Annotated in this window: 17 protein-coding genes; 8 read left to right on the forward strand and 9 right to left on the reverse strand. The window is 66.3% G+C overall.

The features are described from left to right. Positions 1-17: 17 nt before the first annotated feature. A complete protein-coding gene (locus J0A91_RS14110; RefSeq protein ID WP_069205442.1) occupies positions 18-1,295 on the forward strand; it encodes an SAM-dependent methyltransferase in 1,278 nt (425 codons plus the stop codon). Between the two features lie 90 nt (positions 1,296-1,385). Here the strand turns inward: J0A91_RS14110 and J0A91_RS14115 are convergent, their stop codons facing one another. Both J0A91_RS14115 and purF read right to left on the reverse strand, forming a co-directional pair. Beyond that, a complete protein-coding gene (locus tag J0A91_RS14115) occupies positions 1,386-2,096 on the reverse strand; it encodes an SDR family NAD(P)-dependent oxidoreductase (protein ID WP_069205443.1) in 711 nt (236 codons plus the stop codon). A gap of 103 nt (positions 2,097-2,199) precedes the next feature. After that, complete coding sequence (gene purF / locus J0A91_RS14120) at positions 2,200-3,666, reverse strand: amidophosphoribosyltransferase (RefSeq protein ID WP_069205444.1); 1,467 nt, start codon at positions 3,664-3,666, stop codon at positions 2,200-2,202. A gap of 241 nt (positions 3,667-3,907) precedes the next feature. On the opposite strand from purF, the gene hisI reads away from it, so the two are divergent. Together hisI and J0A91_RS14130 are read left to right on the forward strand one after the other, a co-directional pair. Then, the gene (gene hisI / locus J0A91_RS14125; protein WP_069205445.1) at positions 3,908-4,270 is read left to right on the forward strand and encodes a phosphoribosyl-AMP cyclohydrolase; all 363 of its coding nucleotides are present in this window, start codon (positions 3,908-3,910) and stop codon (positions 4,268-4,270) included. Further along, positions 4,267-4,773: a hypothetical protein gene (locus J0A91_RS14130; RefSeq protein ID WP_069205446.1), complete on the forward strand. Its 507-nt coding sequence runs from the start codon at positions 4,267-4,269 to the stop codon at positions 4,771-4,773. Before hisI ends, J0A91_RS14130 begins: the two co-directional genes overlap by 4 nt. A 28-nt stretch (positions 4,774-4,801) precedes the next feature. Here J0A91_RS14130 and J0A91_RS14135 read toward each other — a convergent pair whose 3' ends face one another. The 3 genes from J0A91_RS14135 to J0A91_RS14145 all read right to left on the reverse strand — a co-directional run bounded on the left by J0A91_RS14135 (position 4,802) and on the right by J0A91_RS14145 (position 8,596). Then, a complete protein-coding gene (locus tag J0A91_RS14135; RefSeq protein WP_240502019.1) occupies positions 4,802-6,091 on the reverse strand; it encodes a cell wall hydrolase in 1,290 nt (429 codons plus the stop codon). A 286-nt stretch (positions 6,092-6,377) separates the two neighbouring features. Beyond that, on the reverse strand, positions 6,378-7,298 hold the full coding sequence (gene cysK / locus J0A91_RS14140) for a cysteine synthase A (RefSeq protein WP_069205447.1): 921 nt from the start codon (positions 7,296-7,298) through the stop codon (positions 6,378-6,380). After that, positions 7,295-8,596, reverse strand: a complete 1,302-nt coding sequence (locus tag J0A91_RS14145) for an MFS transporter (RefSeq protein ID WP_069205448.1) — start codon at positions 8,594-8,596, stop codon at positions 7,295-7,297. The genes cysK and J0A91_RS14145 overlap by 4 nt, the downstream gene beginning before the upstream one ends. Positions 8,597-8,749: 153 nt before the next feature. Here J0A91_RS14145 and pdhA point away from each other — a divergent pair, with 153 nt between their 5' ends. Next, entirely contained in the window at positions 8,750-9,796 is a 1,047-nt protein-coding gene (pdhA, locus tag J0A91_RS14150) for a pyruvate dehydrogenase (acetyl-transferring) E1 component subunit alpha (protein ID WP_069205449.1), read from the forward strand. A gap of 1 nt (position 9,797) precedes the next feature. Beyond that, positions 9,798-11,216: a pyruvate dehydrogenase complex E1 component subunit beta gene (locus tag J0A91_RS14155; RefSeq protein ID WP_069205450.1), complete on the forward strand. Its 1,419-nt coding sequence runs from the start codon at positions 9,798-9,800 to the stop codon at positions 11,214-11,216. A 45-nt stretch (positions 11,217-11,261) separates the two neighbouring features. Here the strand turns inward: J0A91_RS14155 and J0A91_RS14160 are convergent, their stop codons facing one another. The 3 genes from J0A91_RS14160 to J0A91_RS14170 all read right to left on the reverse strand — a co-directional run bounded on the left by J0A91_RS14160 (position 11,262) and on the right by J0A91_RS14170 (position 14,484). Next, positions 11,262-11,933, reverse strand: coding sequence for a hypothetical protein (locus J0A91_RS14160; protein ID WP_240502020.1), 672 nt, complete (start codon positions 11,931-11,933; stop codon positions 11,262-11,264). A 62-nt stretch (positions 11,934-11,995) separates the two neighbouring features. Next, positions 11,996-12,619, reverse strand: coding sequence for a TadE/TadG family type IV pilus assembly protein (locus J0A91_RS14165; protein WP_069205452.1), 624 nt, complete (start codon positions 12,617-12,619; stop codon positions 11,996-11,998). Then, positions 12,616-14,484 (reverse strand): pilus assembly protein TadG-related protein, encoded by a 1,869-nt coding sequence (locus tag J0A91_RS14170; RefSeq protein WP_240502021.1) that lies wholly within the window; start codon positions 14,482-14,484, stop codon positions 12,616-12,618. The genes J0A91_RS14165 and J0A91_RS14170 overlap by 4 nt, the downstream gene beginning before the upstream one ends. 226 nt (positions 14,485-14,710) lie before the next feature. Here J0A91_RS14170 and J0A91_RS14175 point away from each other — a divergent pair, with 226 nt between their 5' ends. The 3 genes from J0A91_RS14175 to J0A91_RS14185 all read left to right on the forward strand — a co-directional run bounded on the left by J0A91_RS14175 (position 14,711) and on the right by J0A91_RS14185 (position 16,343). Further along, positions 14,711-15,373 (forward strand): squalene/phytoene synthase family protein, encoded by a 663-nt coding sequence (locus J0A91_RS14175; RefSeq protein ID WP_069205453.1) that lies wholly within the window; start codon positions 14,711-14,713, stop codon positions 15,371-15,373. 65 nt (positions 15,374-15,438) lie between these two features. Then, positions 15,439-15,918 (forward strand): EF-hand domain-containing protein, encoded by a 480-nt coding sequence (locus J0A91_RS14180; protein ID WP_069205454.1) that lies wholly within the window; start codon positions 15,439-15,441, stop codon positions 15,916-15,918. Positions 15,919-15,986: 68 nt separating this feature from the next. Then, positions 15,987-16,343 (forward strand): hypothetical protein, encoded by a 357-nt coding sequence (locus tag J0A91_RS14185; protein WP_069205455.1) that lies wholly within the window; start codon positions 15,987-15,989, stop codon positions 16,341-16,343. Here J0A91_RS14185 and J0A91_RS14190 read toward each other — a convergent pair. Then, positions 16,312-17,727 (reverse strand): aminotransferase-like domain-containing protein, encoded by a 1,416-nt coding sequence (locus J0A91_RS14190; protein ID WP_338056878.1) that lies wholly within the window; start codon positions 17,725-17,727, stop codon positions 16,312-16,314. The genes J0A91_RS14185 and J0A91_RS14190 overlap by 32 nt on opposite strands. Between the last annotated feature and the right edge of the window lie 50 nt (positions 17,728-17,777).

Here is a 17,777-nt window from a genome sequence, read left to right on the forward strand (position 1 = left end):
GTGCATGGGCTGACGCCATGAATGCAATCGCGCCGGCTTCCGGGCGCCAGAACGGCGCCTCCCCATCGCGGCGGGCATCCGCGCTCGATCCGCTGTTCGCGCTGTTCGCGGGCGCGTTCCAGAAGATCCTCGACCGTATCGACGCTGGCCTCGCTGCCGGGTCGATCGAGACGACCTTGCCCGATGGCCGGGTGCGGCGGCTGGGCGGCCGCGCCGACGGGCCGGCGGCGGTCGTGACGCTCGCGAGCTGGCGCTCGCTGCTACGGCTGGCGACGCGCGGTTCGGTGGGTTGGTATGTCGCCTGGTCGCTCGGCGAATGGTCTAGCCCCGATCCGGTCGCGCTGTTCGAACTGTTCGTGCTCAACCGGACGACGCTCGGCAATGCCGGGCGCGCGTCGGGGCTGACGCGTCGGCTCCAGCGCGTCTGGCATCGGCTGCGCGCCAACAGTCGGCAAGGCGCGCGGCGCAACATCGAGTTTCATTACGATCTCGGCAACGATTTCTATAGCTTATGGCTCGATCCTACGATGAGTTATTCGAGCGCCCTGTTCGCCGAACCGATTTCGGCGGCGCAGAGTCTCGAAGATGCGCAGCGCACCAAGCTGGCGGCGATCCTCGATCGCACCGCCACGGCGCCGGGCGATACCATCCTTGAGATCGGCTGCGGCTGGGGATCGTTCGTCGAGGTTGCGGCGCGCGGCGGGCGCAGCGTCCACGGCATCACGCTGTCGGCGGAGCAGAAGCGCGCGGTCGAGGCGCGCGCCGAGCGGCTTGGGCTGGAGGGCGTAACCGTCTCGCTGACCGATTATCGCGATGTGATCGGCAGCTATGATGCGGTCGCGAGCATCGAGATGGTCGAGGCGGTCGGTCAGGCCTATTGGCCCGAATATCTCGCTGCGGTCGCGCGTGCGCTCAAGCCCGGTGGGCGGGCGGCGCTGCAATATATCGCGATCGATGATGCGATCTTCACGGCCTATGCCGACAATGTCGACTTCATCCAGCGTTACGTCTTTCCCGGCGGGATGCTGATCTCGGAAAGCCGCTTCCGCGCGCTTGCGGTGGAGCATGGGCTGGCCTGGGAAGATCGGCGCGGCTTCGGGCTGCACTATGCCGAGACGCTGCGGCGCTGGCGCGAGGCGTTCGATCAGGTGGTGGCGGACGGGCGGTTGCCGGAGCGGTTCGACAGTAATTTCATAGGCTTGTGGCGCTATTATCTGATGTACTGCGAAGGCGGTTTTCGCGGCGGCGGGATCGATGTCGCGCAGGTGACGTTGGTGAAGGCGGTAAACCTTTAACACCGTTCGCCCTGAGCGTGTCGAAGGGCGTGTCTCTAACGGGCCGCTCGTGGCACGTGCTTCGACAAGCTCAGCACGAACCGAGCGGGGTCATCCCACCCGCTCGAAATGCCCCGTCGCGAAATCGTCGATCACCAGCGCGGCGATCCGGTCGCCCACCACTTCCGGCGCTTTCACCGTCTCGGGCGCCTCGCCCGGATAGGCGCGCGCGCGCATCGCGGTGCGCGTGGCGCCGGGGTCGATGATCGCGGTGCGGAGCGAGCTGATCTGCTCCATCTCATCTCCATACGCGCCGATCAGCGTCTCGAACCCCGCCTTCGACGCACCGTACAGCCCCCAATAGGCGCGTGGGCTGCGCGCGACGCTGGAGGTGATGCCGATCACGCGCGCGCGCTTCGATCGGCGCAGCATCGGATCGAACGCGCCGATCAGCGCGGCCTGCGCGCTGATGTTGAGCGTCAGCACACGGGCGAGTTCCTTGGGGTCGATCGCGGGCACCGAGCCGAGCGTGCCGAGCATCGCGGCGTTGAGCACCATCACGTCGAGCGTCTGCCAGCGCTCCCCGATCGCGGCCGCGAGCCGGGCGATGCTGTCGGTCTCGGTAAGGTCGAGCGGCGCGATCGTCGCCGAGCCGCCGGCGGCGAAGATCGCTTCCTCGACCTGTTCGAGCGCGGCGCCGGTGCGTGCGGTCAGCACGACGTGCGCGCCAGCCGCCGCCAGCGCACGCGCGGTCGCAGCACCGATACCACGGCTCGCGCCGGTGACGAGGGCGAGCTGGTTGGCGAGCGGCTTGTCGGTCATTGTCCCTCCGTTCGCCCTGAGCTTGTCGAAGGGCGTATCTTCCAACCCGCGTAGAGGGAAAACACGTGCTTCGACAAGCTCAGCACGAACGGTATTCGGGTCTTCAGACCACCCGTTCCGCTAGCAATGCGAACTGATCGACCGATGCGACTTCGTCCTGGTCGGTCAGCGAGGTCGGATAGTCGCCGGTGAAGCAGGCGTCGCAGTGGCTCGGGCGGATGTCGGCGCGGCAGGGTTCGCCGAGCGCCTTGTACAGCCCGTCGATCGAGACGAAGGCGAGGCTGTCGGCGTGGATGTACGCGTTCATCTCGGCGACGTTCTTGCTGTGCGCGAGCAGCTTGGCGCGCTCGGGCGTGTCGACGCCGTAATAGCAGCTATGCCGGGTCGGCGGGCTGGCGATCCGCATATGGACTTCGGCGGCGCCGGCATCGCGCATCATCTGCACGATCTTCAACGAGGTGGTGCCGCGCACGATCGAATCGTCGATCAGGATGACGCGTTTGCCTTCGATCAGCGCCCGGTTGGCGTTGTGTTTGAGCTTGACGCCGAGGTGGCGGACCTCGTTGGTCGGCTGGATGAAGGTACGCCCGACATAATGCGAGCGGATGATGCCGAGTTCGAACGGAATGCCCGATTGCTGGGCATAGCCGATCGCGGCGGGCGTGCCCGAATCGGGCACCGGGATGACGAGATCGGCATCGACCGGGCTTTCGATCGCGAGTTGCGCGCCGATCGCCTTGCGGACGGTATAGATGCTGCGCCCGCCGGCGATCGAATCGGGGCGCGAGAAATAGACGTGCTCGAAAATGCACGGACGCGGCGAAATCGGTGCGAACGGATGGTGCGAGCTGATCTCGCCGCCCTTCACGATCACCAGTTCGCCCGGCTCGATCTCGCGCACGAAGGCCGCGCCGACCACGTCGAGCGCCACCGTTTCCGACGCGAAGATGATCGCCTCACCGACCTTGCCCATCACCAGCGGACGGATGCCGAGCGGGTCGCGGCAGGCGATCATGCCTTCCGGCGTCATCACGATCAGCGAATAGGCGCCCTCGACCTGCTTGAGCGCATCGATGAACTTGTCGAGGAAGGTCCGGTATTTGGACATCGCGACGAGGTGGATGATCGTCTCGGTGTCGCTGGTCGATTGGAAGATCGATCCGTTTCGGACGAGATCGCGCCGCAACCGCATCGCATTTGAGATATTGCCGTTGTGCGAGATCGCGAAGCCGCCCGAGGCGAGATCGGCATAGAGCGGCTGGACGTTGCGCAGCGCCGTCTCGCCGGTCGTCGAATAGCGGACGTGGCCGCAGGCGACGTGGCCGCGCAGCGGGACCATCACGTCCTCGCGATCGAAATTGCCGGCGACATGCCCCATCGCGCGGTGGGTGTGGAAATCCACCCCATCGAAGCTGGTGATACCGGCGGCTTCCTGCCCGCGATGCTGGAGCGCATGCAGACCCAGCGCGACCAGACGCGCCGCGTCCGCCGCACCGGCGACACCGAAAACACCACACTCCTCACGGAGCTTGTCGCCATCGGCGACGTCGAACGGATTGGTTGTGAACATGGCGCCCTTCGCGGGGGTGAGCGTGTCCCCGCCATATAGGGGCGCCGCGCGGGTTTGTCGCGCTTTTGTCACATCGATCGTGTCGACGCTCGTCGCATTGGCGGAAAACCACCGTTTCCGCGTGTGGTTTTTGCGGCCGGGATGTCCCGAAAATGCGAGAGGTGCGCGCGAGGTGTGTTCGCGACGACACGGTGATTCGCGGGCGCTTCCGCTCCGCTGGCGGCGCGACTATGGAGTCGGCATGACCGATGACCGCGACACGACGCTTGCCCTCAACCCGAAATACGACGCGAACGGCCTGATCACCGCCGTGGCGACCGACCGCGCATCGGGCGAGGTGCTGATGCTCGCGCACATGAATGCCGAGGCGCTCGCCGCGACGCTGGCGACGCGCGAGGCGCATTTCTGGTCGCGCAGCCGCGCCAGGCTGTGGAAGAAGGGCGAGACCTCGGGGCATGTGCTCCACGTCCAGGATGTCCGCATCGATTGCGATCAGGATGCGGTATGGCTGGTTGTCGATCCGGTCGGGCCGGCGTGTCACACCGGGCAACGCTCGTGCTTCTTCCGCCGCATCGACGGCGACCGGCTGATCCCGGCCGAATGAGGCGTGCGCTCGCGCTGGCGGTACTGCTCGTCGCGGGCTGCTCGCGCGCCGAGCCGGTCGCTGAGAGCAACGCCGCCGCGCCGACCGGGCTGGAGGCGGCCGCGATCGAGGCCGGCGTGATCGCCGATCCCAAGAGCGCGGACATCACCGGGCTGTACACCCGCGAGACCGACCGGGTGTGCATCGTGCCGACACCCAAGGCCTATCAGATCGGCGTGTTCGTCGATTACGGCGATCAGCAGCACTGCAGCGGGTTGGGGTCGGTCACGCGCGCCGGCGAGACGCTGCACCTGGATTTCAGCGATGCCGATGGCTGCGCGTTCGATGCGCGCTTCGAAGGCGACCGCATCGTCTTCCCCGGCAGCGTGCCGGAGGCGTGCCGCAAGCTGTGCTCCGAACGCGCCTCGATCGCCGGGCTGGCGGTCGATCAGTTGAGCGACGCGGCATCCGAAGCGGCCACCTTGCGCGATTCGCGTGGGCGGCTGTTGTGTCCGAGCAGGTGAGGGCCGTGCCCCGCCGCTGGCACTGAAGCTACCGGCTCTCCGCCGTCAGCGGTGAATCGGGCTTCGCGGGGGTCGCCAGCGCGGTCGGTGCGGTGCCGGCGGCGGGTTTGCGCCGCACCCCCGGCAAGGTCTCCGCCGCCGGTGCCGCGGGCGTGGCTGCGGCTTTCGGCGCCGAATCGCGCGGCAGCAGCACCTGCGTCTTCATGCACTCGCTCGGCTGGGGGCGTTTGAAGGTCGCGCAGTTCCACAGCGTCTTGTCATAGTGGAAGGCGCGGTCGCGCATGTAGCTGAACGCCATCTGGTCGATCTGCGCGGCGTCGAGTGGCATCGCGGTGGGGGTGCGGGCGCGGTCCGTCCACGCCATCAGCTTGCAGCGCGGCCGCTCGCCGCACGCGCGCGTGGCGAGCAATGCGAACGATTCGGGCGGCAGATGCGGGTCGATTGTGATGAGGAAGGTTTCCGAATCGCTCGCGAGCGGCACTGGCAGCGCCTCGGGAGCGAGTGCCGCGACCGTCACCTCGGCGGCGGTCGCCTGCGCCGCGACCAGCGCCGCACCGGTCTTGTGCGCGTCCGAATAGGGCGCGAGCGCGCGGATGATCGGTTCGTCCGGGGATACCGTGCGGTTGAAGGCGGGCGGGGTGCCCCACCAGCCGCTCCAGCGGAAGAACAGATGCGAATGCACCGCCGCCACTTTGTCGAGGCTCGATTGCCAATACGGCACCACCCAATCGGTATGGTAATGCGTCGCATGGCCGACGGGCGCATAGACCTGCCCGCCGAGCGACAGCGCCGCCTGCGTGCGGGCGCGCACCCATTGTTCGGGCCGCCAGCCGTGGCGGACCAGCGCACCGTCGCACGTGAAGGTGAACTGGCAGCCGGTGGTGCGCTCCGACCCTTGGAACACGACGCCGCAAATCGTCTTGGGGAAGGCGGGATGGCGGACTCGGTTGATGATGACCTGACCAACCGCGCGCTGGCCCTCGCCATCGTCGCCCGCTTCATAGAGCATCGCCGCCGCCATGCAGTCGGTCGCGCGCGCCTGCTGCTCGGGCGTCCCGACGAGGTGGAAGGGGCGCGCGGCTGGGTTCGGACCGGTCGAGAACGGGACGGTCGCGTTATAGGCGCGCGCGTCGGCGGGGGCGAGATCCTGGAAGGCGACCGGCTCGACCGGTGGCAACTCGGCCTTGGGCACGACGCGGTGGCGCGGCACGCGGATCAGCCGGTTGTGAACGACGACGACGTGCGGGCCGTAATGGACCAGCAACGCCGGTGCCACGACCGCGACGAAAGCGACGAAGGCGAGCAGACAACGCAGCACGAAATCGTCCGGGCGATGGACGCCGCGCCGTTTCCGTGACGAGGACCGCTTAGTGCGAGACGAAAAGGTGCTGTGCACGGGCGATCATGGGGGCGGGTTGGCGCATCGGCGCGCGATGCGCCAAGGCGCTGCGGTTGGTCAACCTTTGTCCGGTCCGGGTCCGGTCTGACGACCGACCCTCATCCGTTCGTCCCGAGCGAAGTCGAGGGACCGGCCCGGAGCGCAGGTGTCTCGACTTCGCTCGACACGAACGGTTAAGAAAGGCGCATGCGCCCGACGAACTGGCTCAGGACTCGGGGAGGAAGTCCGGCACCGACAGATAGCGCTCGCCGGTGTCGTAGTTGAACCCCAGCACACGCACGCCATCGGGCAAGTCGGGCAGCTTCTGCAGGATCGCCGCGAGCGTCGCCCCCGAAGATATGCCGACGAGGATACCTTCCTCGCTGGCCGAGCGCCGCGCCATGTCCTTGGCGACGGCGGCGTCGACCTTGATCGCCCCGTCGATTGCCTGGGTGTGGAGGTTGGCGGGGACGAAGCCAGCGCCGATGCCCTGGATCGGGTGCGGACCGGGCTGGCCGCCCGAGATGACCGGCGACGCCTCGGGCTCGACCGCATACACCTTGAGGTGCGGCCATTCCTTCTTGAGCGTCTCGGCGACGCCGGTGATGTGCCCGCCGGTGCCGACGCCGGTGATGATGACGTCGATCGGCGAATCGGCGAAATCGGCGAGGATTTCCTGCGCGGTGGTGCGAACGTGGACGTCGATGTTGGCGGCGTTGTCGAACTGTTGCGGCATCCACGCGCCGGGGGTCTGCGAGACGAGGTCCAGCGCGCGCTCGATCGCGCCCTTCATCCCCTTTTCGCGCGGCGTCAGGTCGAAGCTCGCGCCATAGGCGAGCATCAGGCGGCGGCGCTCGATCGACATGCTCTCGGGCATGACGAGGATCAGCTTGTAGCCCTTCACCGCCGCGACCATCGCGAGGCCGACGCCGGTGTTGCCGCTGGTCGGCTCGATGATCGTGCCGCCGGGCTGGAGCAGACCGTCGCGCTCGGCCGCCTCGACCATCGCCAGAGCGATCCGGTCCTTGATCGACCCTCCGGGGTTGGAGCGTTCGGACTTGATCCAGACTTCCTGACCCGGAAACAGCTTTTGCAGGCGGATGTGCGGCGTGTTGCCGATCGTATCGAGGATCGTGTTGGCTTTCATGCGTGTGCCTCCATCTCAAGGTCTGCCGCGTCCCGAAGCGACTTGGGCGGTTCGAACGTCTTCGCGTTGCGAATGCTCGGGAAGAGATAGGTCCACAGGATCGTCACTACAATCGCGCCGCCGCCACCGACCAGGACCGCGCCGACCGGCCCGAGCGCGGCGGCGAGGAAGCCCGACTCCGCTTCGCCGAGTTCGTTCGAGGCGGAGATGGTGAGCTGCGACACCGCGCCGACGCGCCCGCGCTTGTCGTCGGGGGTGTAGAGCTGGATCAGCGACGAGCGGATATAGACCGAGAACATGTCGGCCGCGCCCGCCAGCGCGAGCGCGGCGAGGCTGAGCGGCATCGAGGTGGATAGGCCGAACGTCACCGTCGCCACGCCATAGACCAGCACCGCGGCGAGCATCTTGACGCCGACATTGGTCTTGATCGGGCGGAACGAGAAGAAGATCGCCACCACCGCCGCGCCGATCGCGGGCGCGCCGACGAGCAGGCTCAGCCCTTGCGGCCCGACCTTGAGGATGTCGTGAGCATAGATCGGCAGCAGCGCGCTGGTGCCCGCGAGGAACACCGCGAACAGATCGAGCGTGATCGCGCCGAGCACGAGCTTGTTCTGCCCGACATAGGCGAGGCCCTCGGCGATCTGCTTGAGCGGCGAGCCTTTGGCGATGGCGATCGTGCGCGGCACCGCGCCGATCAGCAGCATGCAGCCGAGCGCGAGGCCGAACAACGCGGTCGCGAGGAAGTACGCGCCCGATGGCGTGACCGAATAGGCGAACCCGCCGATCGCCGGGCCGACGATCGCGCCGACCTGCCACGAGGTCGAGCTGAGCGCGATCGCGGTCGGCAGCGATTCGCGCGGCACCAGATTGGGGGCAAGCGCGCCGAACGCCGGCCCGGCGAAGGCGCGGCCGATGCCGAGCAGCACCGCGACCGCGAAGATCACCGGCAGCGAGATCCAGCCCTCGACGGTCGACACCGCCAGCACCGCCGCACAGAACACCTGCAGGCTCAGCGTCACGCGCGTGATCATCCGCCGGTCGAACCGGTCCGCCACCCATCCGGTGATCGGCGTCGAGATGAACAAGGGCAGGAACTGCAACAGCCCGATCAACCCGAGCTGCGCGGCCGATGCGCTCGGCGACATTGTCGCACGTGCGATCGTGTAGGTCTGCCAGCCGATCACCACGATCATGCCGTTCTGCGCGAGCGTCATGCAGAAGCGCGCGGCCCAGTAGGCGCGGAAATTCGCGATGCGCAAGGGATGGGTGGGGCGAAGCGGGTCGGGCGATCTGGCCATTATCTAGGGCCTTAGGACGAGCCGCCGCGTCCGGGCAATCGGCGATTGCAATTGATGAGGAAAACTCGTCTAGCCACGCACCGTTGATGTTTCGGCCGCATCCCGCCTATAGCGGCCACCTTCCTCCCCAAGGACAGATGAGGTTTCGATCACGTGGCCAAAGCCCCAGCGACCAGAACAGCCCAACCCCCAGTGCCCAATCGCGAGCGCCCCAACGAACCGGTGCCGTATAAGGCATCGAAGGACGAGCTGCTCGCGCTCTACAAGCAGATGCTGCTGATCCGGCGTTTCGAGGAAAAGGCGGGGCAGCTCTACGGCCTCGGCTTCATCGGCGGCTTCTGCCACCTCTATATCGGCCAGGAAGCGGTCGCGGTTGGCCTCCAGTCGGCGCTTGATGGCGAGAAGGACTCGGTCATCACCGGCTATCGCGATCACGGCCACATGCTCGCTTACGGCATCGACCCCAAGGTCATCATGGCCGAGCTGACCGGCCGCGCCGCCGGCATCTCGAAGGGCAAGGGCGGCTCGATGCACATGTTCTCGACCGAGAAGAAATTCTACGGCGGGCACGGCATCGTCGGCGCACAGGTCAGCCTCGGCACCGGCCTCGCGTTCAAGCACAAGTATAGCGGCGACGGTGGCGTCGCGATGGCCTATTTCGGCGACGGCGCGGCCAACCAGGGCCAGGTCTACGAATCGTTCAACATGGCCGAGCTGTGGAAGCTCCCGATCATCTACGTGATCGAGAACAACCAATACGCCATGGGCACCAGCGTCAACCGCTCGTCCGCTGAGGACCAGCTCTACAAGCGCGGCGAGAGCTTCCGCATTCCCGGCATCCAGGTTGACGGCATGGACGTGCTGGCCTGTCGCGGTGCGGCGGAAGAGGCGCTCGCCTGGGTGCGCGCCGGCAAGGGCCCGATCATCCTCGAGATGAAGACCTATCGCTACCGTGGCCACTCGATGTCCGACCCCGCCAAATATCGCAGCCGCGAGGAAGTGCAGGCGGTCCGCGACAAGTCCGACCCGATCGAACACATCAAGAAACTTCTCGAGGAACAGGGCGTGCAGGAAGAAGACCTGAAGACCGTCGAGCAGGCGATCCGCAAGACCGTGAACGAAGCCGCCGACTTCGCCGAGCAGACCCCCGAACCGGATGTCGCCGAACTGTATACCGACGTTCTGGTGGAGCGTTACTGAGATGGCGATCGAGATCAAGATGCCCGCGCTTTCCCCGACGATGGAGGAAGGCACGCTCGCCAAGTGGCTCATCAAGGAAGGCGACACCGTCAAGTCCGGCGACATCATGGCCGAGATCGAGACCGACAAGGCGACGATGGAGTTCGAGGCGGTCGATGAAGGCGTCGTCGGCAAGATTCTCGTCGCCGAGGGTGCCGAAGGCGTGAAGGTCGGCACCGTCATCGCGACGTTGCTGGCCGAAGGCGAGGAAGCCGGCGCCGAGCCTTCGCCCGCCGAGACCGAACAGGCCGCCGAGAGCGCCGCGCCCGACGCGCCCAAGGATGCAGCACCCGCACCCGAGGGCGGCGCGCACAAGGCCGAGACTGGCGCACGCCAGTTGTTCGAAGCCGCCAAGCACGACACCGACATCGCCGATCCCGCGCTGCCCGAGGGCACCGAGATGGTCCGCATGACGCTGCGCGAGGCGCTGCGCGACGCGATGGCCGAGGAAATGCGCGCCGACGACCGCGTCTTCGTGATGGGCGAGGAAGTCGCGCAATATCAGGGCGCCTACAAGGTGACGCAGGGCTTGCTCGACGAGTTCGGCGAGCGCCGCGTGATCGACACGCCGATCACCGAATATGGCTTCGCCGGCATCGGCACGGGCGCGGCGATGGGCGGATTGAAGCCGATCGTCGAGTTCATGACCTTCAACTTCGCGATGCAGGCGATCGACCACATCATCAACTCGGCCGCCAAGACCAACTACATGTCGGGCGGCCAGATGCGCTGCCCGATCGTGTTCCGCGGCCCCAACGGCGCGGCCAGCCGCGTCGGCGCGCAGCACTCGCAGAACTACGGCCCGTGGTATGCCGCTGTGCCGGGCCTGATCGTGATCGCGCCCTATGATGCGGCCGATGCCAAGGGTCTGCTCAAGGCGGCGATCCGCAGCGAAGACCCGGTCGTATTCCTCGAAAACGAGCTGCTCTACGGCCGCTCGTTCGACGTGCCCAAGCTCGACGATTACGTCCTGCCGATCGGCAAGGCGCGGACGATGCGCGCCGGCAAGGACGTGACGATCGTCAGCTATTCGATCGGCGTCGGGCTCGCGCTCGAAGCCGCCGAGACGCTCGCGGCCGAGGGCATCGACGCCGAAGTGATCGATCTGCGCACCTTGCGCCCGCTCGACACGCAGGCGGTGCTCAGGAGCGTCAAGAAGACCAACCGTCTGGTCGTCGTCGAAGAGGGCTGGGCGACCTGCTCGATCGCGTCGGAAATCAGCGCTGTCGTGATGGAGCAGGGCTTCGACGATCTCGACGCGCCGGTGCTGCGCGTCGCCAATGAGGACGTGCCGCTCCCGTATGCGGCCAATCTCGAAAAGCTCGCCTTGGTCAACGCCGACAAGATCGTCGCCGCGGTGAAGAAGGTGACCTACCGCTGATTGGACGGGCGGGGCGCCGGTGCGCTCCGCCCGTTTGCCGGCGGCTCAGGCCGAATAGAGATCGCAGGTCGATCGCGTCGCCGCGGGCGAGGGATTGTAGATCTGTGTGTAGTCGCGCTTGTCGCGCACGATGAACGACGCGGTGTAGTGGATACGCTGCGGCGGAACCAGCCAGGTGCCGAACAGCGGCTTGGTCAGATAGTTGATCTCGACATACATCAGCCCCGAACCGCCGGGCGGGCTGATCGCAGCGCTGCCATTATCGACGATGCCGCCGGGCAGGTCATACCCCTTGTTGGCCTGAGTCGCGTCGGAGCCGGCGGCGACCGGCACGTTGGCCTTGAACTGCGAGTCATACCCCGCGCCTCGCTTGGCGCCGACGCAGCGCTGCCAGTGGATACGCTGAACCGGGGCGCCATTGTTGGCTGTGTCGTAGCTCTGCGTGACGTTTTCCAGACTCGATAGCGTGATGCGTCCGTTCGTCGTCAGCCCGATGCTGTTGCCCTGATAGCGCGCCGCCTGAAGGATATCGTTGACATCGACCTCACGCATTTGCTGCGTCGTCAGGCCGCTATAGATGCCGACGCGCGAAGCATTGTCGGCTAGGTTCAGTGCGATCTGGCTGATCCGCATGTTGACGAGCGCCAGGTTCGCCAGTTCGGTGCCATAGCAGCCGATGGCAAGCACGATCGGCGCGCTGAGGGCGAACTCGATCATGGCGACGCCACTGCGATCAGCGCGGAGCCGGTGGGCGAAAGCGCGGACGGGCGCCGCGAGCATCATGATTTTCGGCATATCGTGGCGCTCATTGTCTGAGTCGCATACGGTTGATTCTTGAGCAATGTGGTCGCGGTTATGGTCTGCGTCGCCGGCCATTTGAAAAGCCCAGCCACCGGAAAAATACGCGGGTAGGTTATGGTCATCGTATACAGCGCCACGGCGCTGGCGCCGCCCTGTCCGAGCGGCTGCGGATTCGTATCCCAATCGCCATTTCCGTTTTCGTCGGAAAAGCACTCGCCAATATCGAGTACGCCGTTCGCGTTGCTATCGACGAACGGCTCTGCCGTGCCGACTGCGCTAAATCTATCGTAGGTTTTGCGGACCGAGCACCAAGTTGCGCCGGCGCCAGTCGGCGTGCAGTTCTTGCTGAGATTTTTTATGAGCGGCGCCATCAGCGTGACGACGCCGTTATCGATATTGGTCGTGTTGTTCGATCCGCCTTCGATACCCGAATCGCGCGCCGCCTTCTGCACGGCGCCGCTCAGGATCGACTGCGCATATTCCTGATAAAGCAGGTCGCCGAGCCCCATCATCATCAGCAGCATGACCGGTAGGACGATCGCGAACTCGATGATCGTGACACCGCGCCGATCGCGCGCGAGCCTGTGCAGCGTGCGGATCATTTGCTGATCCGCAACATCGCGAGATGTTGTGCGATCGATGTGAACGCCGCGGAGAGCCCGTCGCCGGTGGTCGTATAGAGTGCCTGATTCACCGTCGTCGCGCACGTCTGAAGTTGCGTCGAGGCACTGCTGGCGATCGCCACCGTCCACACGTCGATGTTGCGCGCCTTGGCGGCGGCGCAGGCGGCGAGGAAGCGGTAATTATGGTAATTGGTGAGATTGCCTGTGTTGCCGTTGGCGACACGCTTGTCGTAATCCTCATAGCCATACATCGAATAGGAATTGCTGTTCGGGGACATGATGCCGTCGGTCATGAACACGATCACACGGTTGGGCGCGGTCCGGCCGGGCCAAGCGGCGGTATCGTCCGACCACGGGCCGGTCGGCGAGATCAGGCGTGCGCCCCAGATCATGCCGACGTCGTGGTAGGTGCCGCCCTGGGGCACGAAATCTGTCGCATAAACGAAGTTTCGCACCTGATCTCGCGTCATAGTGTCGATACGCTTGGCGGGTTTGCCACAGGCGACGTAGCCGCTCGTCACATAGCTTCCGGAACCCATGTCGCTATGGTCCTGGTCTCCATAGCCTATCTCGGAATTGGCGTTCGAACGTGGATACTCCACGTCCTGAAGATGGGGCCACCAGCGTTTGTCCCCGCTTGGCCTCAGATCAGGGTTGAGCTCGGACGGTAAGTTGCTCGTCGAAAACCCGGTTTGGCCCGGATTGTCGACTGTCGTTTCGATGCAGCCGGACCATTGCAGCTTGTCGCCCGTCCATTTTGTCGGATCGGTCAAGGTAGTGCTGCCACTAATCAGCGGACTGATGTTGAGTTGATACCGTTCATATCGCCATTTTGGCCACAACGTGTCCGTGCGCGTCTTGCAGGAGTTTCCGTAGCCAACATTCGTCGTTGGTTGGTTATAGTAGTTTACCCAAACATCCTGGCTCTGCAAGGCGGTGCCGCTTGGAACATTGTATGTTAGTGGCGCCGCAGGCATGCGCGTGAGAGGCGCTGTACAATTACTCTTGCTTTTATTATTGTCAGTATAAGTGGTGCTTGCGATGTAGTCGTCTATGACGTGGCGCGTCTGGTAATAGGGCATGTCGTCGGAAGGGCCGGCTGATCCCATCAGATAGCTAGGCGATTTGGCCAATATCGCCTGGCCGACGTTGACCGACGAGCTATAGGTGACAAAACCATAGCGAATATGCGTGGATGGGTCCGCGTTGGCGGCGAACGTGTCGTAGAAGCTCAGCACGGCCTGCCGCAACGCCTGAATACGGGACACGTTGGCGCCGCCCGACGTCAGTTCGTTTGTGGCGGCTGCCGTGGTGCCGGCATATCCCGGAACGCCGCCGCTGGTGCTTGGGCGCGTGTAGGTGTAGGTGCCGGTCCCGCAACTATCCGGCCCGCCCGGCAGGCATGCCATCGAAGCAGTCGTGTCGAGCACGAACATCACGTCGGTATCCGCCACGTCGTAGCGCGCCTCGCAGGTCACGGTGATCGTGCTGGGGGCCATCGCGAACATCTTCATGATCGTCATTGGCACCGTGATCGCGGCGGTGCCGGCGACCTGGCTGCTGCTCGTCTTGGTCGGCGTGAAGGGATAGGGGTTGGACGCAGCGGTGAACGCGTTCGTGCCCATCCAGCCGCTCGGAAAGTTGTTCGCGAAGAACGCCTTGGCCTGCGTCACGGCGTTCGCGTCGAGCGGTGTGTTAGGGTTGGAATCGGTCATGAACTTGCGCCCGGCGAGCACGCCGGCGTCGCACGCCTGCTGCAACCGGACCTTCACGACATAGAGCCGCGCGATATCCACGGCCGAGCCGGCGAGCGCCAGCAGCGGGATCATGAAGGCGGCCATCATCGCGAGCGTGTTGCCGCGCCGGTCGCGGGCGAGCCGGGTGAGCAGACCGGATTGCACGGCGTCCCGGCTGTCGCACGACTTCACCTTGATACCACCCACGCTCTGCCCCGATCCCGTTCCGACCGCGGCGTCTAGCGACGGGGTGGATAATTTCGGCTCAAGCGACATGGTAAATGGCGCGATAACCTCTGGACCGCGCCCGCTTGGCAGGGCTAGGCGCGGAGGCATGCAAGCCGATCCGGAGCGCGCGCTCGCGCTCGATTACGCCCCCGCCGAAACCCGCGCGGCGCTCCATGCGCTGTTCGCGCTCGATGACGCGTTCGGGCAGGTGCTGCGCACCACCACCGAGCCGATGATCGGCCAGATGCGGCTGGCGTGGTGGCATGAGGCGTTGCGGAAGCTCGACGACGCGCCGCCGCCGGCACAGCCGGTGTTGCAGGGGCTGGCCGATGCGGTTCTGCCGCGCGGTGTCTCGGGCGCGGCGCTCGCCGACCTCGTCACCGGTTGGGAGGCGCTGATCGAGGCCGAGACGATCGACGAGGCGGCGATGCACGCTCATGCCGACGCGCGCGGCGGGGGCATGTTCGCGGTCGCGGCGGCGGTGCTCGGACAGTCCGATCCGCGCGTTGCCGCGGCCGGTCGCGGCTGGGCACTGGCCGATCTGTCCCGGCATTTGCGCGCGGCGGGCGCCGCCGGTCAGGCGCGGGCGATGGCTGAGTCCGCTTTGGCAGCGGCGCTCGTCGGCGCGTGGCCGGCCCGGCTGCGGTCGCTCGGCGCGCTGACGCTGATCGCGCGCATGAACCTCAAGGTAGCGGCCGATGCGCCGATTCCCGCCGGTGCGCCGCGCCGAGTCGCCCGGCTTATGCTGCATCGGATGACTGGCCGCTGACCCTTTCGTTGCGCTCGCGTATCGTGTAAACAAAAGAGGAACAAGGGCGAGGGGAGAGTCGCTTCATGTGGCGGTATCTGGCGGGTGGTCTGGCGGCGTTGCTGTTGCTGGCGGCGGGGTTCATCTATTTCACCGGGCGCACCGTCAACGGCGTCGGCCTGCCGCTCGCGGCAGTGCAGGCAGCGCCGGTCGCGCAGGGCAGCGATGCGTTGCCCGACACCGTGCCGGAAGCGAGCGACAAGACCCGTGAGCAGAAGCGCCTCGCCCGGTACGACAAGAATGACGACGGCAGCGTGACGCGCGAGGAATATCTGGCGCCGCGCCGCAAGGCGTTCGCCAAGCTCGACGCGAATCATGATGATATGCTCTCGTTCGATGAATGGGCGGCGAAGACCGAAGCGAAGTTCGTGTCCGCCGATGCCGATAAATCGGGCGCGATGAACGCCACCGAATTCGCCGCGACCGCACCCAAGCGCAAATCCAAGGTCCGCGCGCGCTGCCCCGAGAACCAGCAAACCGCCCCGGCGCGCGACGAGGAGAGTTGATCGCCTTGTTGCGAATCATTCGCAACTAAGCTACGACAATCCTGCCACTTGAACGAGGATGCTGAAAATTGCCGCTCGTCTCCATCGAAATCACCACCGTCGCGATCCGCTGCTGGCGCCTTGCGCGCGACGCGGGCGCGCCGGTCCAGCGCCGGCTCTACGACGCGCTCGCGCGGTTCGAGGCGGGCGTGCTCGCGCCGGTGTTCGACGCGCTGCTTGGGGCCTGCGAGGCGGCGCTCGGGCGGCGGATCGAGGCTGGCACCTCGATCGCGCGCTCGGCCGACGAACGGCTGGTGCTGGCGATGCTCGACGGATCGCAAGCGGCGCGCGGCAGCGTCGGTTGCGATGCCGGCACCGCATCGGTCCTCGATGGCGCGATCCGCTCGACGCGGATCATGCTGTCGCTGGCAACCGCCCGGACTTGAGCGCCGCGGCGAGGAATGCGCTGACGCGGTCGTCGTCACTCATCACCACGTTGAAGCGGAGATAGTCGCCCCACACTCCATTCGTGCTGAACACGTTGCCGGGCGCGAGCACGATGTTCTCGGTGAGCGCGACCCGGGCGAGCGCGGCCGCGTCGCGCCCTCCCGGCAGCCGCCCCCACACGAACAGCCCGGCCGCAGGCGCGATCCACGGCTCGATGCCAACATCGCGCAGCCGCTTCATCGTGCGCGCGGTCGCACGGGCGAGGCGGGTTCGCAGGCTCTCGATATGGCGCCGATAGCTGCCGTCGGTCAGCACCATATGCAGGATTTCGGCAGAGAGCGGATTGCCCGACATCGACGTCGCGATGCGCAGGTCGGCGAGCGACTCGATCCAGTCACGCCGCGCGGCGATGTGCCCGCAACGGATCGCGGCGGTGACCGACTTGGAGAAGCTGCCGATGCGGATCACCCGATCGAGTCCGTCGAACGCGGCGAGGCGCGGGGCGGGGGTATGCTCGAAATCGGCGAAGATATCGTCCTCGACGATCACCAGATCGTGCGCGGCGGCGAGCTTGAGCAGCCGGTGAGCGGTCGCGGCGGAGAGCGTCGCTCCGGTCGGATTGTGGACGGCGGAATTGGTGAGATAGAAGCGCGGCCGATGCTCGGCGAGCGCGGCGGCGAAGGCGTTCACGTCGGGTCCGTTCGGCGTCATCGGAATGCCGATCACATTCGCGCGGTGCGCGCGCAGCAGCGCGAGGAAGTTGAAATAGCAGGGATCATCGACCAGCACGGTGTCGCCGGGTTCGAGCAGGAAGCGCGCGACGAGATCGAGCGCCTGCGTGCTGCTGTCAGTGAGCAGGATCTGGTCGGGCGCCGCGCCGATGCCTTGTTCGTCCAGCCGCCGCGCGAGCAGCGCGCGCAGCGGCGGTGAGCCGAGCAGCGAGGCGTAGCCGGTCAGCGGCCCATCGGCGTCGCTGCGCGCGGTGGCGCGCAGCGCCTTGCGGATCGGCGCGCCGGCGAGCCAATCGTCGGGCAGCCAGCCGCAACCGGGCATCAGCGCACCGGGGCGCTCGGCGAGTGACTGGCGCAGCATCCACAACGGATCGACCTCGCGTTCCACCTCCGCGCCGATCCGGTCGAGCGAGAGCGGCGGAAGCGGCGCGGCGACGTAGAAACCCGCACCGGGCCGCGCCCGGATCACGCCGTCCGCCGCGAGCCGGTCATACGCCTCGACCACGGTCGATTTCGAAAAGCCGGTCGCCTCGGCCATCGCGCGTACCGAAGGCAGCCGCGCGCCGGGGGTGAGGATGCGCCGCGCGATCCGATCGCGGATGATCTGCATGACGTGCCCGGTGCGGGTAACGTTCAACGCGACGCTGGCCACTGTACTGGCTCCTTGGGTAGTACGGTTTATCCAAATTGTATCGATCCGTT

Source organism: Sphingomonas panacis (genome assembly GCF_001717955.1).
GTDB lineage: Bacteria > Pseudomonadota > Alphaproteobacteria > Sphingomonadales > Sphingomonadaceae > Sphingomonas > Sphingomonas panacis.

Bases quoted from the DNA above. Each gene is read 5' to 3' on its own strand.
- J0A91_RS14110 (WP_069205442.1), top strand. From the start codon at position 18: ATGAATGCAATCGCGCCGGCTTCCGGGCGCCAGAACGGCGCCTCCCCA.
- J0A91_RS14115 (WP_069205443.1), bottom strand. From the start codon at position 2,096: ATGACCGACAAGCCGCTCGCCAACCAGCTCGCCCTCGTCACCGGCGCG.
- purF (WP_069205444.1), bottom strand. From the start codon at position 3,666: ATGTTCACAACCAATCCGTTCGACGTCGCCGATGGCGACAAGCTCCGT.
- hisI (WP_069205445.1), top strand. From the start codon at position 3,908: ATGACCGATGACCGCGACACGACGCTTGCCCTCAACCCGAAATACGAC.
- J0A91_RS14130 (WP_069205446.1), top strand. From the start codon at position 4,267: ATGAGGCGTGCGCTCGCGCTGGCGGTACTGCTCGTCGCGGGCTGCTCG.
- cysK (WP_069205447.1), bottom strand. From the start codon at position 7,298: ATGAAAGCCAACACGATCCTCGATACGATCGGCAACACGCCGCACATC.
- J0A91_RS14145 (WP_069205448.1), bottom strand. From the start codon at position 8,596: ATGGCCAGATCGCCCGACCCGCTTCGCCCCACCCATCCCTTGCGCATC.
- J0A91_RS14155 (WP_069205450.1), top strand. From the start codon at position 9,798: ATGGCGATCGAGATCAAGATGCCCGCGCTTTCCCCGACGATGGAGGAA.
- J0A91_RS14160 (WP_240502020.1), bottom strand. From the start codon at position 11,933: ATGATCGAGTTCGCCCTCAGCGCGCCGATCGTGCTTGCCATCGGCTGC.
- J0A91_RS14165 (WP_069205452.1), bottom strand. From the start codon at position 12,619: ATGATCCGCACGCTGCACAGGCTCGCGCGCGATCGGCGCGGTGTCACG.
- J0A91_RS14170 (WP_240502021.1), bottom strand. From the start codon at position 14,484: ATGATGGCCGCCTTCATGATCCCGCTGCTGGCGCTCGCCGGCTCGGCC.
- J0A91_RS14175 (WP_069205453.1), top strand. From the start codon at position 14,711: ATGCAAGCCGATCCGGAGCGCGCGCTCGCGCTCGATTACGCCCCCGCC.
- J0A91_RS14180 (WP_069205454.1), top strand. From the start codon at position 15,439: ATGTGGCGGTATCTGGCGGGTGGTCTGGCGGCGTTGCTGTTGCTGGCG.